Annotated in this window: 13 protein-coding genes; 6 read left to right on the top strand and 7 right to left on the bottom strand. The window is 33.5% G+C overall.

Annotation, left to right across the window (positions count from 1 at the left end):
• Window positions 1–288 precede the first annotated feature (288 nt).
• Both B3C18_RS00525 and B3C18_RS00530 read left to right on the top strand, forming a co-directional pair.
• Window positions 289–879: a thymidine kinase gene (locus tag B3C18_RS00525; protein ID WP_053473446.1), complete on the top strand. Its 591-nt coding sequence runs from the start codon at window positions 289–291 to the stop codon at window positions 877–879.
• 47 nt (window positions 880–926) lie between these two features.
• Entirely contained in the window at window positions 927–1346 is a 420-nt protein-coding gene (locus B3C18_RS00530; protein ID WP_291140734.1) for a hypothetical protein, read from the top strand.
• A gap of 484 nt (window positions 1347–1830) precedes the next feature.
• Here B3C18_RS00530 and rpoN read toward each other — a convergent pair whose 3' ends face one another.
• The 4 genes from rpoN to B3C18_RS00550 all read right to left on the bottom strand — a co-directional run bounded on the left by rpoN (window position 1831) and on the right by B3C18_RS00550 (window position 8188).
• Window positions 1831–3291 (bottom strand): RNA polymerase factor sigma-54, encoded by a 1461-nt coding sequence (gene rpoN / locus B3C18_RS00535; protein ID WP_053473445.1) that lies wholly within the window; start codon window positions 3289–3291, stop codon window positions 1831–1833.
• Between the two features lie 121 nt (window positions 3292–3412).
• Window positions 3413–3808, bottom strand: a complete 396-nt coding sequence (locus tag B3C18_RS00540; RefSeq protein ID WP_291140739.1) for a GxxExxY protein — start codon at window positions 3806–3808, stop codon at window positions 3413–3415.
• Window positions 3809–4005: 197 nt separating this feature from the next.
• Window positions 4006–5454 carry an asparagine--tRNA ligase gene (asnS, locus tag B3C18_RS00545; protein ID WP_291140742.1) on the bottom strand — a complete coding sequence of 483 codons (1449 nt, stop codon included), beginning with the start codon at window positions 5452–5454 and terminating at the stop codon, window positions 4006–4008.
• A gap of 367 nt (window positions 5455–5821) precedes the next feature.
• Entirely contained in the window at window positions 5822–8188 is a 2367-nt protein-coding gene (locus tag B3C18_RS00550; protein ID WP_291140745.1) for an efflux RND transporter permease subunit, read from the bottom strand.
• 181 nt (window positions 8189–8369) lie between these two features.
• Between B3C18_RS00550 and B3C18_RS00555 the strand changes: the two genes are divergently transcribed.
• From B3C18_RS00555 to B3C18_RS00570, 4 genes are all read left to right on the top strand, one after another.
• The gene (locus B3C18_RS00555) at window positions 8370–8699 is read left to right on the top strand and encodes a DMT family transporter (RefSeq protein ID WP_073485466.1); all 330 of its coding nucleotides are present in this window, start codon (window positions 8370–8372) and stop codon (window positions 8697–8699) included.
• A gap of 157 nt (window positions 8700–8856) precedes the next feature.
• Window positions 8857–9618, top strand: coding sequence for a sensor histidine kinase (locus tag B3C18_RS00560; RefSeq protein ID WP_291140748.1), 762 nt, complete (start codon window positions 8857–8859; stop codon window positions 9616–9618).
• A complete protein-coding gene (locus B3C18_RS00565) occupies window positions 9581–10300 on the top strand; it encodes a LytR/AlgR family response regulator transcription factor (protein ID WP_291140751.1) in 720 nt (239 codons plus the stop codon). Before B3C18_RS00560 ends, B3C18_RS00565 begins: the two co-directional genes overlap by 38 nt.
• Window positions 10301–10614: 314 nt before the next feature.
• A complete protein-coding gene (locus tag B3C18_RS00570; protein ID WP_291140754.1) occupies window positions 10615–12885 on the top strand; it encodes a cation:proton antiporter in 2271 nt (756 codons plus the stop codon).
• 352 nt (window positions 12886–13237) lie between these two features.
• Here B3C18_RS00570 and B3C18_RS00575 read toward each other — a convergent pair whose 3' ends face one another.
• The 3 genes from B3C18_RS00575 to pyrH all read right to left on the bottom strand — a co-directional run bounded on the left by B3C18_RS00575 (window position 13238) and on the right by pyrH (window position 17225).
• Window positions 13238–15733 (bottom strand): DUF5686 family protein, encoded by a 2496-nt coding sequence (locus B3C18_RS00575; RefSeq protein ID WP_291140757.1) that lies wholly within the window; start codon window positions 15731–15733, stop codon window positions 13238–13240.
• Between the two features lie 118 nt (window positions 15734–15851).
• Complete coding sequence (gene frr / locus B3C18_RS00580) at window positions 15852–16415, bottom strand: ribosome recycling factor (protein WP_291140759.1); 564 nt, start codon at window positions 16413–16415, stop codon at window positions 15852–15854.
• A gap of 102 nt (window positions 16416–16517) precedes the next feature.
• Window positions 16518–17225 (bottom strand): UMP kinase, encoded by a 708-nt coding sequence (gene pyrH / locus B3C18_RS00585; RefSeq protein ID WP_053472459.1) that lies wholly within the window; start codon window positions 17223–17225, stop codon window positions 16518–16520.
• Between the last annotated feature and the right edge of the window lie 174 nt (window positions 17226–17399).

Genomic DNA, 17399 nt, shown 5'->3' on the forward strand with positions numbered 1-17399 from the left:
TTTAAAATTCGATGTGCAATGCTGATTAAATCGGCTTCCAATTTTTTTTTCATAACTGTTGAAATTATAGTGAATAAGGTATTTTAGTGTATTTGATGTCTGAATGTCTTTATTCTTAAGGAAATCTGACAGATATTTTTTTATTTCTGTTAATAAGCGTCAGCCAATCCTTGATTTGATAAAAATTTTCTACTTTTGAAAAAATGTAAAACAGCACATTTTTACGTCGATTTATTACCAGTACAAAGTAATAAAAACTATTCATTTTTAAAGGCAGAAAAATACAAAATGTTTCTCGAAAATACAGTAAATCACAAAGAACAATTTGGTTGGATTGAAGTTATTTGTGGATCAATGTTTTCGGGTAAAACCGAGGAATTAATCCGCAGATTAAAACGCGCCCAGTTTGCCAAACAAAGAGTCGAAATTTTTAAACCCGCTATTGATACCCGTTATCATGACGAATTGGTGGTATCGCACGATGCCAACGAAATTCGTTCTACGCCAGTTCCGGCTGCGGCCAATATTGCTATTTTAGCTCAGGGCTGTGACGTTATTGGTATTGACGAAGCTCAGTTTTTTGATGATGAAATTGTTACGGTTTGTAATGATCTTGCCAATCAAGGAATTCGTGTGATAGTTGCAGGTCTTGATATGGATTTTAAAGGAAATCCTTTTGGACCAATGCCAGCACTTATGGCTACTGCCGAATATGTGACGAAAGTTCATGCTGTTTGCACCAGAACCGGAAATCTTGCTAATTATAGTTTCCGTAAAACAGATAATGACAAATTGGTAATGCTTGGTGAAACCGAAGAATATGAGCCGCTGAGCCGTGCTGCCTATTTTAAAGCAATGAAAAAAAATCAGGAAAAATAAATCCAAATTCTATTTAACTTTAATAACCAATACAAGAAAAGCAAAGTATGAGAAAACAAAATATCTTACTATTAGTTGTGATTGGAATTGCGGTGGCTTTAGCTGTTTATTTTCAATTTTTTCTTTCTGAAAAAGCGGATGAGGTAAGTACTGAAATAACAGAATTAGTTGAGAAATATAATAAAAGCTGTCCGTTAAAAATTCAGGAAGGCATTCGTTTAGACAGCGTTAGTTTACATGAAGAAAGAGTTGTCCAATACAATTTGACATTACTAAATGTAGAAAAAGACGTAGCTGAAGTTAATGTTATCCAAGACGAAATTGAGAAAAGTCTTTTAAGTACAGCAAAAGCAAATCCGGGACTTCAGGTTTTTAGAGACAATGATTATACTTTGATCTATAGTTATAGTGACAAAAAGAAAGGATTTTTGTTTACGGTAAAAATATTACCGGATCAGTATAAATAATTTAAACTTTTACAAGTTGGTAAACCCGACAGGTTTTAAAACCTGTCGGGTTTTTTGGTTTTCAATGGAATATTCATTCCGTAGGAATGTTTCATTGGTAGAATTTAATTTAGTTTATGGGTATACGTTCCGTAGGAACGTTTGATTAATATAACAGATATCGTTTTCATATAAAAAAAACAGGTGTCCCGCAGGGACACAATCTCAAACGCTATTTTTTTTCTTTTCTACCAACCAGATATTCCTACGGAATAACAAATAATATCAATTAATGTAAACTGGACTGAAGTCCAGCTCTACAAAATAATTCGTTCCTTCGGAACTGAGAAAGAGCCAGAGGCTCGATATATATTGTAGGGCCGGATTTTAATCCGGTTTGGCATGCAATGATTATGTGGAAAAAACAAATCCCGATAGATTTTAAAATCTATCGGGCTTTGTTTTTTTAAAATGAACTTATATTTCTTATATGGTTTATAAAAAATTAAATTTTCTTTCTCATTCTTGCAACCGGAATATCAAGCTGTTCGCGATATTTTGCAATCGTTCTTCTGGCAATTGGATAACCTTTTTCTTTTAAGATTTCGGCCAATTGATCGTCTGGAAGCGGTTTCTTTTTGTCTTCTTCTTCAATTGTATTCTTAAGAATTTTTTTGATTTCTAAAGTCGAAACATCTTCACCCTGATCATTTTTCATGGCTTCAGAGAAGAATTCTTTAATCAGTTTTGTTCCGTATGGCGTTTCAACATATTTACTGTTAGCAACACGCGAAATCGTCGAAATATCCAAACCAACCATATCCGCAATATCTTTTAAGATCATTGGTTTTAACTTGGTTTCGTCGCCGTCTAAGAAAAATTCTTCCTGATAATGCATAATCGCATTCATCGTTACAAAAAGCGTTTCCTGACGCTGTCTAATCGCATCGATAAACCATTTAGCCGAATCCAGTTTTTGTTTGATAAACTGAACCGCATCTTTCTGTGCTGTCGATTTATCACGAGAATCTTTATACGTTTGCATCATTTCCTGATAATCTTTAGAAACGTGCAGGGAAGGAGCATTTCGTCCGTTTAAAGTCAATTCCAGCTCACCATCCACAATTCTGATAGCGAAATCAGGAACCACATTTTCGGTCACTTTATTATTTCCGGTAAAAGAGCCGCCCGGTTTTGGGTTTAGTCTTTCAATTTCGTGAATCGCTTTTTTAAGCTGTTCGTTCGAAACACTGTATTTCTGTAATAATTTATCGTAATGTTTTTTCGTAAAAGCATCAAACTGATTTTCGATAATATCAATCGCTAAATCAACATATTCAGTTGGCGTTTTGTGCTTTAATTGCAATAATAAACATTCCTGCAAATCACGCGCTCCAACTCCCGAAGGTTCAAGTTCATGAATGACATGCAGCATTTTTTCGACCATTGCTTCATCAGTATAAATTCCCTGAGTAAAAGCCATATCGTCTACAATATCCGGAACGCTTCTGCGGATATAACCCATATCATCAATACTTCCAACAAGGAATTCGGCGATTTCGCGTTCTTCATCGTTTAAAATAAAAGTATTCAGTTGATTGATTAAATCCTGATGAAAACTAATTGGCGAAGCAAAAGGTGTTTCGCGTTCTTCATCATCACTATAATTGTTAACCTGAGTTTTGTAATCTGGAGTATCGTCGTCGCTTAAGTATTCGTCAATATTAATGTCGTCAGCTTCGATTCTGTCAGATTCTGCATCATCATAATCGTCGTAGTCTTCATTGGCGAATTCATCCGCTTCGTATTCTTCTTCTTTACCCGCTTCAAGAGCCGGATTTTCGTTCATTTCTTCTAATAAACGCTGTTCAAAAGCTTGCGTAGGCAATTGAATTAACTTCATCAGCTGAATTTGCTGTGGAGATAATTTTTGGGATAATTTTAAATTTAAAAATTGCTTTAGCATGATAAGGCACTACTTTTTTTAGCCACTAAGACGCGAAGGCGCAAAGTTTTTTTGTTTTAGCCACGAAGTCACAAAGACACAATGGTTTTATTTTTGCCATTAAGGCGCTAACTTAAAATGTTTAATACTCTCGTTTTGTATTTATAAATCTTCTGATACCACTTTTGATTAGTGGCACATTGAAATTAATTAAAAAGCCTAAATCTTTATTCAGCAATTTTAATTGACTTATAATTTGCGCTTCCCAAACCGGATTTATTTGTTCAACTGCTTTTATTTCTATAATTATAGAATCCTCAATCAGTAAATCTAATCTTAATCCTTCGCTAAATTCAATTCCATCATAAAAAATTGGAATATCAACTTGGCGTTTTACATCAAGACCAGTTTTTGTAATTTCATGGGCTAAACAAACTTCATAAACTCTTTCTAATAATCCGGACCCAAGTTGTTTATGAACCTTAAATGCCGAGTTTACAATTATTTTTCCAATTTCTTCCGTTCTTTCAGAGAGCATATTTTTTTGGGATTTTGCCACGAAGACGCAAAGACGCAAAGGTTTTTTTTAAAGTTTTTAAATCTTAACTAAATAATAAAACAATACTTTGAGATTTTGTGTCTTCGTGGTATTATTTTAATTTATTTTGTGTCTTTAATCAGTTATTTAAAAATAAACTTAGCGTCTTTGTGCCTTCGTGGCAATAACCTTATGTATTAAAACTCCGCACTTCCAGGAGTTCTTGGGAAAGGAATTACGTCTCTAATGTTTGTCATTCCAGTTACAAACAATACTAAACGTTCAAATCCTAAACCGAAACCTGCGTGAGTTGCAGAACCAAATCTTCTAGTGTCTAAATACCAGTATAATTCTTCTTCGTCGATTTCTAAAGCTTTCATTTTTTCCACCAAAACATCGTAACGTTCTTCTCTTTCAGAACCACCAACGATTTCTCCAATTCCAGGGAAAAGAATATCCATTGCACGAACAGTTTCTCTTCCTGGCTCCGTGTTGTCGTTCAAACGCATGTAAAACGCTTTAATGTTTGCCGGGTAATCAAATAAAATTACCGGACATTTAAAGTGTTTTTCAACTAAATAGCGCTCGTGTTCTGATTGTAAATCAGCTCCCCATTCGTTGATGATATATTGGAATTTCTTCTTTTTATTTGGAGTAGAATCTCTTAAAATATCAATTGCTTCCGTATAAGAAACACGTTTGAAGTTGTTCTCCAATACAAAGTTCAATTTCTCTAACAAAGCCATTTCGCTTCTTTCTGCTTGTGGTTTTGATTTTTCTTCTTCAAGAAGTCTTCCTTCTAAGAAAGCTAAATCGTCTTTACAATTGTCTAAAGCATATTTAATTACGTACTGAATAAAATCTTCAGCCAAATCCATGTTGTCATCAAGATCGTTGAAAGCAACTTCAGGCTCGATCATCCAAAACTCTGCCAAGTGACGAGAAGTGTTTGAATTTTCAGCTCTAAAAGTTGGTCCAAAAGTATAAATCTGACCCAAAGCCATAGCAAAAGTTTCACCTTCTAATTGTCCAGAAACTGTTAAGTTTGTGTGTTTTCCGAAGAAATCTTTTTTGAAATCAATGTTTCCTTCTTCGTTTTTTGGAAGATTATCCAATGGCAATGAAGTTACCTGAAACATTTCTCCAGCACCTTCAGCATCAGCTCCGGTAATAATTGGCGTATTTACGTAAACAAAACCTTTGTCTTGAAAATATTTGTGAACTGCATAAGACAATACCGAACGCACACGCATAATTGCTCCAAAAGCATTTGTACGTACACGTAAATGTGCTTTTTCTCTTAAAAATTCTAAACTTGGTTTATTTCTTAATTGAATCGGATAAGCTTCAGCATCAGAATCTCCTAAAATTTCAAGTTTAGAAACTTGGATTTCGTATTTCTGACCAGCACCTTTGCTTTCTACTAAAGTTCCAGTTACGGAAATCGAAGCACTAGTTGTGATTCTTTTTAAAGTCTCTTCCGGAGTATTTTCAAAATCAACAACACATTGTATATTATTAATGGTAGAACCGTCATTAAGCGCGATGAACTGATTATTTCTAAAAGTTCTCACCCATCCTTTTGCATTCACTTCCTGTAGCGTCGTCGTACTGTTTAATAAGTCTTTAACCTTTGTGTGTTTCATTTTAATTTTAGATTTTAGATTTCTGATTTTAGTTTAAAATAAAACCAGTGTTTTTTATATCGAATTGCAAATATAAACGATAATAATTAATTTTTGAAGCTGTTTCCTGCTATCCGCTATATCTTTTTCTTGCTAAAGGAGCAAGAAAAAGGATGCCGCTTCTATCAGGGCTAGGGCATTCGGTTTCATGAGAACCTTTTTTATTTCTTAATTTTTGTCATTGCGAGGAACGAAGCAACCTCACTGCGATAAGACACTAGACTTAATCCAGCAAATGAGATTGCTTCGTTCCTCGCAATGACTTAACGTTAGATATGAAAAAAGAATTCGTGCTAATTAGTGAAATTCGTGGCAAAAAAGAAAACTTCTACTTATCCAAATTCTCTAATTCCTCTTTCTTAGTTTTTTTCTTCTCAAAAGTCAAAACCAGCGAAGGTAATACAACTAAATTTGCAAACATAGCAAAAGCCAAAGTACAAGAAATTAACCCTCCAAGCGCAATGGTTCCGCTAAAGCTTGACAACGTGAAAGTCGCAAAACCTAAAATCAAAACAACCGATGTATAGAAAGTACTAATTCCAGTTTCTCTTAAAGCACTGAAAACCGATTTCTTAACTTTTCCGCCGCTTTGAAGCAAGTCATGTCTATATTTCGCCATAAACTGAATTGCATTATCAACCGAGATTCCAAAGGCAATACTAAATACCAAAATCGTCGAAGGTTTTAACGGAATCCCGAAATAACCCATTAATCCAGACGTAATACAAAGTGGTAAAACATTTGTAATTACAGAAGCCATTACCATTTTGAAAGAACGGAATAAATATAAAATCAGAATTGCAATTGTTAAAATCGCGAAGATTAATGACTCAATTAAGTTTTCTACCAAATACGAAGTTCCTTTTTGGAAAACCAATGCTTTTCCGGTAACGGTAACTTCATAACGATCTTTTGGAAAAATTTCATCGATTTTGCTGTGAAGTTTTTTCTCCACTTTAGCCATTTCGTCCGTTCCAATATCTTTCATGAAAGTCGTGATTCGGGCATATTGTCCAGTTGAATCAACATAAGCTTTCATTAAGTTTTCTTTGCTGTTTTTGGTTGCGTTTTTAGCATAACTCAAAATAAAAGTCTGTTCCTGTGAAGTTGGTAATTGGTAATATTCCGGATTTCCGTTATAGAAAGCCTGTTTAGAATATTTAACCAAATTCACTATCGAAACCGGTTTTGCTAATTCTGGAATTTCAGAAATTGTATTTTGCAGTTCATCCATTTTACGAATAGTCGAAGCCTTCATAACACCTTTTTTCTTTTTGGTGTCAATCATGATTTCAAGCGGCATAACTCCGTTAAATTCTTTTTCGTAAAATAAAATATCTTTGAAGAAAGAAGCGCTTTTTGGCATTTCACCAATTAAACTTCCTGAAACTTTCATTTGTGAAACTCCAATTACGCTGAAAACCAAAAATAAACCGTAAACAATATAAACGTATCTGCGTTTTGTTTTAACTACATCTTCAACTACATTTAATAAAGTTGAAATGTAAGTTTTAGTTAAATGATACAAATGCTTTTCTTTTGGCAATGCCATAAAACTGTATACAATCGGTACAATAAAAAGCGTCAATAAATAAACAGAAATTACGTTGATTGAAGTTACCAGACCAAATTCAAAAAGAAGATCATTTCCGGTAATCATAAACGTAGCAAAACCAATCGCAGTCGTTAAATTCGTCATTAATGTTGAAACCCCAATTTTTGAAATCACACGCTGCAGTGCTTTAGCCTGATTATTGTGTAATTTAATTTCCTGCTGATATTTATTGATTAGAAAAATACAGTTTGTAATTCCGATAACGATAATCAGCGGTGGAATAATTGCTGTTAAAATCGTGATTTTATAACCAAATAATCCAAGTGTTCCAAACGACCAGATTACACCGACAATTAAAATACAAATCGAAATAAAAGTCGCTCTGAATGAACGGAAAAAGAAAAAGAAAATCAATGAAACAGTCAATAAAGCCGCACCAATAAAAAGACCAATTTCGCCTTTCATATCAGCCGCATTGATTGTTCTGATGTATGGCATTCCCGAAACTTTAAGATCGATTCCGGTTGTTTTTTCGAATTTATCGATTTTCGGAACCAGATTTTCAAGTATAAAAGTTTTTCTTTCAGCAGTATTTACCAGTTTTTTGTTGATGTAAATTGCAGAACGAACACTTCCGCTTTCTTTATTGAATAACAATCCTTCGTAAAAAGGTAAATTATGGAATAAATCGTGTTGAACGTTTTTTAAATAGGCTGGATCTAAAACTTTACTTTGATCGATAAATGGCGTTAAAACGAATTTTTCGTTAACGGTATCTTTCTCCAGTTTTTTTAAATCGTTTAGTGAAACAACTAAATCAACTTCTTTAGATTTTTTTAAACCCGTCATTAACTCATTCCACGCAGCATAATTCTTTGGAGTAAAAAAGTTTTTATCCTGAAAACCAATTACAACCAGGTTTCCTTCTTCGCCAAACTTGTCTAAGAATTTTTGATATTCTTTGTTTGCAATATGATCTTTTGGAAGCAGGTTTGCTTCAGTATAAGTCATAGCAAGGTTTTTCCATTGGTAACCAAGGAAAATAGTTAAAGCAGAAAGGATGACCAGAATTGTGATTCTGTTTTTAAGTATGATTCGGGCTAATTTCTCCCAGAACCCAACTTGAATAGCGTTTTTCATAAAATCTTTAAAAATGGTTGCAAATGTAGTGAAAACTGCTCAAAATCATAAACAATCGATTGTATTTTACTTAATGTTAACACAAATCTGCAGGTTAAAATTTTGTGATAAATTTCCTGCTTTTTGCTGTTTAGTCGTTAGGTTTTCTCATATTTGCAGTTAATTTAAAAATGAAAAGAAAATGAATTGGGTTTTATTGATTATTGCCGGACTTTTTGAAGTGGGATTTGCATCGTGTCTAGGAAAAGCAAAAGAAACAACAGGAATTACATCAACTTATTGGATGGCTGGATTTTTTGTATGTCTTTCAATCAGTATGATTTTATTGTATAAAGCAACACAAACTTTACCAATTGGAACCGCTTATGCTGTTTGGACAGGAATTGGGGCAGTTGGAACTGTTTTAGTTGGAATTTTTATTTTTAAAGAACCAGCAGCTTTCTGGAGAATATTTTTCCTTACAACATTAATTGCTTCAATTATTGGGTTGAAATTCGTTTCAAGTCATTAAAAAAAATATGGCCCGCTGATTAAGCGGATTAAACGGATTTACACTGATTTTCTTTTTACGATTTGGTTATCCGTTACATAAAATAAAAACCGGTGTAAATCCGTTCAATCAGTAAAATCTGTGGGCTAAAAAAAACTTTTAATCAATCTTAAAAACAATGCAGGAAAACAATACCACAACTTTTATATTTCTAGCAATTCTTTTACTGTTGATTGTCATAATTTGTTTTATGATATATCAATTGATGCAGTCAAAAAAGGCAAAAGATAATGCCGAAAAAAGTTTTTATGCGCTCGAAGCAAAAGTAAATGACTTGCAGTTAGAAAATTTAGAGTCAAAACTAAATCCGCATTTGTTTAAGAATATTTTGAATTCAATTCAGTCGCACGCTTATCAAACTTATTTTGCCCTGGATAAACTGGCCAATGTTCTGGATTATATTTTATACGAAAGCAAAAAGAAGTTCGTAACCGCAAAAGAAGAAATAAACTTTGCGTTGAATTTAATCGAAATCAATAAAATCAAAATCAGTCCGCTTTTTGAACTGAAGATCAAAACCAATATCAACGAAGACGATAAACTGTACGATCAGCCTTTGCTGGCGCCTTTGATTTCGATTGATTTAATCGAAAATGCCTTTAAACATGCCGATCTTCAAAGTGCTGATGCTTTTATTTCGGTAGTTTTTGAATTTAGGGATAACGCATTTTCTATGACTGTTTCGAATAAAATTTCAGATAAAAAAGTATTGAAAAAGGAGCGAAGCGGTTTTGGTCACGCTACTTTAGAACATCGTCTGCGTATTATCTACAAGAATAATTTTAAACTTGATAAATTTGTAGAAAACGATGTTTATATTGCCCATCTAAAAATAGATTTACTTGAATACAAAACTGAAATGCTTGCTTCTGGACGATGAGATTCCGGGATTAACGTACTTAAAAATGCTTTGCGAACAAATTCCTGAACTGGAAATCGTAAAAACGTTTAATAATCCGCAGAAACTTTTGTCTGATATTCCCGAACTCGAATTTGATTTGTTAATTTCAGATATTGAAATGCCGGGAATGGATGGACTTCATCTGGCTGAAATGGTTGGTAATAAATTAGTAATTTTTTGTACGGCGTATAAAGAATATGCCGCCGATGCTTTTAATATCGATGCGGTAGATTATATCACAAAACCTGTAAAACTGGAACGTTTGCAAAAAGCAGTCTCAAAAGCTTTAGAACGTTTTGAAAAACCGGATACTGCCAAAAAATTCATTCAGTTAAATACTGATAAAGGGAAAACGCTGCTTTACTTTAATCAGATTCAATATATCAAAACGGCTGTAAGTGACAGTCGCGACAAAACCGTTTTACTTGCTGACGGAAGTTTTTTAAACTTGAAAAATGTAAAATTCGACACACTTTTAAAAGAATTGCCAGAAGCCAGTTTCTGCCGAATTAACAAAAAAGAAATCATTGCCGTAAAAGCGATAAAATTCTTCAATCACAACGAAATTGTACTGCATCACATTGAAGAAAACCATAAAAATACAACCTTGCTTTTAAGCGAAACTTATCGCTCTGATTTTTTGAAAAAGGTAAAATTATAAGCTCTTTTCCCCATGCCTCTGGATCGCTCAGAGTGACAATACAAAATACTTAAGGATAAAGTTTTAGCGATAATTAGAATTTGAAATTTCAGAATTTGGGATTTTATTTCATTGTCAGGCTGAGCGAAGTCGAAGCCATTTTTTAAGAATAAAGGCTTCGATTTTGGTCAGAATAAAACTCGTTTTTAGATGTTGTTATTAACTTATTACAAAGTTTTTCAGTCTTGTTACATAGATTGAAAATTAACTGTAAATTTACTTCATCACTTTGTTGTCAGTACTGATATTTGCAGCAATAATTAAAAGAACGAGTTATGAATAACATAAAGAACTCTTTATTCTATGTTACAATTATTGGAGGATTTACAGCTCTGATATATTGGATAATTTCAAAAGGGGCAGCATTAGAAGCAGGTCAGAATATCATTAAAAAACAAATTGAAAGTAATCATTGGAATGATTTTCTCAATTCAATGGTCGATAATTTACAGCATCCGTTAGCTATTTTACTGGCGCAGATTGTGACTATTATTTTAGTAGCACGTTTATTTGGATGGTTCTTCAGAAAAATTGGACAGCCGTCTGTAATTGGAGAAATGGTTGCCGGGATTGTACTTGGACCATCTTTAGTAGGAATGTATTTTCCTGAATTCTCCGCAGCTTTATTTCCAAAAGAATCTTTAGGAAACTTACAATTTTTAAGTCAGATTGGTTTAATCCTTTTCATGTTCGTTATTGGTATGGAACTGGATTTAAAAGTATTGAAAAACAAAGCACACGATGCCGTTGTTATTAGTCACGCCAGTATCGTTATTCCGTTTGCATTAGGATTGACTTTGGCTTATTTCATTTATCAAACTTTTGCACCAAAAGGAGTTGAATTCTCTTCTTTCGGATTATTTATGGGAATCGCCATGAGTATAACCGCTTTTCCGGTTTTAGCCAGAATTGTTCAGGAACGGGGCATGCAGAAAACAAAACTTGGAACAATTGCCATAACCTGCGCCGCTGCAGATGATATAACTGCCTGGTGTATTCTTGCCGTTGTAATTGCTATTGTAAAAGCGGGTTCACTTTCTAGTTCATTATATGTAATTGGTTTAGCGATTTTATACGTAATCATAATGTTGAAAATCGTTCGTCCGTTCCTGAAACGTGTCGGAGATTTAAATTCAACAAGAGAAAGTTTAAATAAGCCAGTTGTTGCTATTTTCTTTTTAACACTTTTATTCTCGGCGTATGCTGCTGAATTAATTGGAATCCACGCTTTATTCGGAGCTTTCTTAGCGGGAGCAATTATGCCTGAAAACAATAAATTCAGAAACATATTTATCGAGAAAGTAGAAGATGTTTCGATAATCGTTTTATTGCCATTGTTCTTTGTATTTACAGGTTTACGTACCCAAATAGGTTTGTTAAACGATCCTGCATTATGGAAAATCACAGGATTAATTATTGCAGTTGCTGTAGTTGGAAAATTCTTTGGAAGTGCATTAGCAGCAAAATTTGTTGGACAAAGCTGGAAAGACAGTTTAGCCATTGGAGCTTTAATGAATACTAGAGGTTTAATGGAACTTGTTGTTTTAAATATTGGTTACGATCTTGGAGTATTGTCTACAGAAATTTTTACTATGATGGTAATTATGGCCTTGCTGACAACTTTTATGACGGGGCCGGCCTTAGACTTCATCGGATTTATTTTTAAAGATAAAATCACTGCTATTCCGCAGGAAATTGGAAATAAAAGTAAATATAAAATACTGCTTTCATTTGGAACTCCTGAAAGAGGAAAAAAACTGTTGCAAATTGCCAATAGTTTAGTTAAAAAACAGCAAGATAATTCGATCGTAACGGCGATGCATTTGTCTTTAAGTACAGAAATACATTCGTTTGATATAAAAGAACACGAACGTAAAATGTTAGTTCCGGTTATTGACGAATCTCATAAGCTGAATCAAAATATGGTAAGCTTGTTTAAAGTTTCTAATGATATTGATACCGATATTATTGACGCGGCAAACCAAGGCGAATATGATTTACTATTGGTTGGTTTAGGACAGTCTATTTTTGACGGAACTTTACTTGGAAAAATTCTTGGTTTCACAACCCGAATCGTAAATCCGGATCGTTTAATCGACAAGTTTACCGGAAAAGAAGGTTTGTTTGAAAATAACCCTTTTGATGAAAGAACACGTCACATTCTTGCAAAAACCAAAATGCCGGTTGGTATTTTTATCGATAAAAATCTTGAAGAAGTAAATCAGGTATTCATGCCGATTTTTAGCAGTGAAGATGCTTTTTTAATTGATTTTGCTAAAAAATTAATCAATAATAACGGTTCACAAATTACAGTTCTGGATGCCAGCGGCGAAGTAAAAAACACACGCGATATTCAGGAAACGATTAGATCTATCGAGCAGATTGCACCAAACCATATTATGATTATGCATAACAGAACAATTAAAAAAGATTTTCTAAATAGTCAGGATTTAATGATTATAAGTTTAGACAGCTGGAAAAAATTAATTGAATCTCAAAGTACATGGCTGAATAATACACCTTCGGTGTTGATTTTGAAACCGTAGATAGTTTTAAAATTTCAATATTAAAATTCCAAATTCCAATTTTTATGATTGGGGTTTGGGATTTTTTTATGGTATTAATTGTGTGAAGACCTTTGTCAAAGTTTTAAACTTTGACAAAGGTTAACCGTAAAGTTTATCATAGAAATCGAAATGACAAACTTTGTCTGTAATTAGCATTTGAGATTAACTTTGTAGAGTTACGAGACGATCCTTCGACTTCGCTCAGGAAGACAAAAATAGGAGAGCTGCTTTGTGCTCTCATCAAAACTTGTTTTCTTAATAAACTTTGCGAACTTTGCGGTTAAACTCGGTCTAATTGGAATTTGGAATTTTAAGATTTGGAATTTAAAATTTATAATCCCAAATCAAGAACATAAGAAATCTTAACCGCAATATTATCGTCAAATTCAGGTAATTGATTTGGGCCATAACGATAGAATCCGCCGAGACCAAAACCTTTGTAGATTTTATTTAATTCAATTCCCGATTCGAAGAAACCTTTATCTAATGTTTTATAAGTCGGGCCAACATGCTGTTCCGGTTTTTCCATATTTCCCCACGCCATTCTGGTAACCAAAACTAGGGAGGGACGTACTTTTTTCATGATTTTAATTCTATCAAAGCCATGTTTGATTTGGAAAAATACATATTGGCTGGAGAAAAATTCATTAAAAAACATGGTTTCAAAACTGTTTCTTCCGGCGAAAGTAATACGCTGGATAATAGTTTCTTTGGTAAGGTTGTTCGGCATGGTGTTATACAAATGCGTAAGCGGAACATCGCCTATTGCATTACCACCTTGCAAGAGCAGACTTGTTTTTTGACCGTTTAGGTATTTCTTTTCGTACTCCGTTTTGAAATCTATTTTTCCGAAGCTAAAATCATTATCTAAAACATTTGGCAGCGATTGGGTGTACTGAAAAGTAAATCTTGGAAATCTTTTATCAGATTCCGTTCTTCCGGTTGGAGTCTGCATACAATCGCTGAAAGGCGCCCAAACAATAGAAACCATTGCGGTTGTCATAATAAAACTTGAATACAACTGACCGTTGTAATTAAAAAGATAATCGAACTTAGGCTCCACATACATTCTGGATAGTTCCAGGACAGCTTCTGTCTTCGGAATAATTTTCGTCTGTACATTTGCTTTCCAGCTTTTATAATGGTAAAAAGTACTAATGTTGATTGGCCTTGGATCATAAATTTTAAAGACACGTTTATCAACAGCAAAAACGGTACTCGCAATTTCCCGAACATCATCTGTATAAGATCCGTTCAACCAAGTGTTCGTATTTTGGTCTAATAAAACACCCGCGCCTAAATTATATTTAACAACACCGTCTTTTGTGCCGTACGCCGTATAGCCTTCAATTCTAAAATCTTTAGAAAATTTATCATTTGTAATACCTCCAAGACCTAAACGAAAACCTTCGTAATTGTTGTAACTAATAATTTTCTTTAAATCTAAATCAACAGGGCCAATCGGAATGTAGCCATTGATGATTTTTCGGCCTAATCCTAAACGTTTTTCAATTCTTTTATTGATGGATAAGCTGTCTAATAATTGATACGTTTTTTGGCTTTTTTGGTCTAAAGCTTCTTTACGGTACTGATTCCAGAATTCTTCCGGTTTTTTGCTCGCATCGTCTTTAATTTCAATATAAAGAGATGGATTTTTTATAGGAGTTTCGGTATTGTAATGAATGTCGAAATTATTACTTTCAGAAAGTAAATAGGTAAAATCTGAAGCTGCTTTTTTCCTCGGTTCAAAATCTTCGGCAACATCTCCATCAAACTGAATTGTTCCGCCTAAAATTTTAATATCATCGTCATTTTTACCTTTTACAATTTTAAAAGTCGTATTACTTTGAAACCATACCTTTTCATTTGGTACGTAATCAAATTCGTGAATACCGCTGATATCTAAAACGCCTTTTATACGCATTACAGCTTTTGCAATAGCGAAATTTTGCGAATCGATATACAAAACCCCTTCTAAGCCCGATGTTCTTCTTTTGTGCTTATTTTTAAAGTAAATCATAAAAGTCTCGCGGCCTTTTATGTTTACGGTATCCAGTAATTTGTAATTGTATGTTGTTGGAGCTGTGTTCGCAATGGGGTTCTCGTATTTAGTTTCGAAAAGCTCATATTTGTTATCGTAAATCGAAATTGACTGTAAATTGAAAGCAATAACTTCGTAAATAGGGTTTTTAAAACCGGCTATTTTGGTTCCCAGAACGGTTTCTTTAAGCTTGTTGTTTCCAAACTGATATTGCGAAACTTTCTCTGTTTGAAACAAATGCTGTTTGCTTATTATTTCTTTGAATTTATAATCAGATGAATCGATGTTGATTTTCTTTTTATTGAAATCCTTATAAACGGCAGATGAATCTATTCTTCCGTCAATAGAGTCAGGATTGGCGGTAACAATAAGTTTGTTATACGTTTTGTACTCAAAACTGCTTAATTTTTTCTGCGGATTATTATTGTTTTTATTGGCAATGACTTTTTTGATAATCGTTAAAGCCGGATTTTCATTTGAAATAATAACTTCTTTTAAATCATCTGTTTTTTGAAATAATGAAACAGAATAAAACTTTTTGTTTTCTAGTATAGTAATAGTTTTAGTTTGAAAACCAATATAAGAAACAATGAAATCTCCCGATTTTGTAAAAGTTTTAAAGGTAAATTTCCCGTCAACATCCGTTATGGTGTTGCTATTATCAGAAGTTGTAATAGTCGCAAAGGGAAGTGGCTTGTTATTTGAATCTGTTACAATTCCGCTTATTTGAAATTGCGCCTGAATACTAAGCGTAAAAAATAAAGTCAAAAAACAAAATAGCCTCATAGAGAATTATATAGATTCAAAAACGGAAAGAATTCGGTTTTGGTATGCAAAAATAAGAATAAAAAAAATCCGTCTGATAATTTTATCAGACGGATTTTTGAATTTCAGTATCAAATACTTAAACCTTCATGATTTCAGCTTCTTTTGCAGCTAATAATTCATCAATTTTTTTGATAAAAGTGTTTGTTAAGTTTTGAACTTCTTCTTCTGCAGATTTACAGATATCTTCTGAAGTTCCTTCTTTTTCTAATTTTTTAATATCCGTATTTGAATCTTTACGAACGTTACGAATACCAATTTTTGCATCTTCAGCTTCAGATTTTGCTTGTTTTGCTAAATCACGACGACGCTCTTCTGTTAAAGGCGGAACGCTGATGATGATAACGTCTCCGTTATTCATTGGGTTAAAACCAATATTGGCAATTAAGATTGCTTTTTCAATGGCTTGTAACATGTTTTTTTCAAACGGTTGCAAAGTAATTGTTCTTGCATCAGGAACACTGATTTTTGACACTTGCGAAAGCGGAGTCGCTGCACCATAATAGTCAACAAAAACACCTCCAAGCATAGCCGGAGAAGCTTTCCCTGCACGAATGTTTAGAAATTCTTTCTCTAAGTGTGCAATCGAACCGTTCATAGATTCTTCAGTACTTTCTAATATAAAATCGATTTCTTCAGTCATTTTTTTTATTTTTTTATGTTTTTGAAGATTGTTTTAAAGAGTATTGTTTTTTAATAAATCTAAAATCTATCCCGAAACTTCGGGACTAACAATCTAAGTAGTCTAAATATTTACTACAGTTCCGATGTTTTCTCCTTCGCAGATTTTTAAAAGGTTTCCAATTTTGTTCATATCAAAAACAACAATTGGCAATTTGTTTTCCTGGCTTAAAGTAAAAGCTGTTGTATCCATTACATTTAGTCCTTTTTTAAGAACATCATCAAACGAAATAAAATCAAATTTTACAGCCGAAGCATTTTTTTCAGGATCAGAATCGTAAACACCATCAACGCGGGTTCCTTTTAAGATCACATCAGCATTAATTTCGATTCCTCTTAAAACCGCTGCAGTATCAGTTGTAAAATATGGATTTCCGGTTCCGGCACCAAAAATTACAATTCTTCCTTTTTCTAAGTGACGATCTGCTCTTCTTTTAATATAAGGTTCTGCAATAGATTCCATTTTTAAAGCAGTCTGCAAACGCGTTTTCATTCCCTTGTCTTCAAGTGCGCCCTGCAAAGCCATTCCGTTAATAACAGTAGCAAGCATTCCCATATAATCACCTTGTACTCGGTCCATTCCTGCGCTCGCACCGGCAACGCCTCTAAAAATATTTCCTCCTCCAATAACGATTGCAATTTCTACTCCCTTTGCGTGAATCTGCTTAATTTCATCTGCATATTCGGCTAATCTTTTAGGGTCAATTCCGTATTGTAAATCACCCATTAAGGCCTCACCGCTAAGTTTTAGAAGAATTCTTTTATATTTCATATTTCGTGTTGCGTTAATTTGTGCAAATATAGACATATTCTGATTTTTAAAAATAATGTTGATAAAAAATTAATTGTACTTGAGATTTAATTTTATAACGACTTTTTTTATTTTTTCTTTCGAATGTGATAAAAGTCATTCGAGGTTCTTTTTAAAATCCGTAATTTTATAGTA

The sequence above is a fragment of the Flavobacterium sp. UBA7680 genome (assembly GCF_002482975.1).
In the GTDB taxonomy this organism is placed as follows: Bacteria; Bacteroidota; Bacteroidia; order Flavobacteriales; family Flavobacteriaceae; genus Flavobacterium.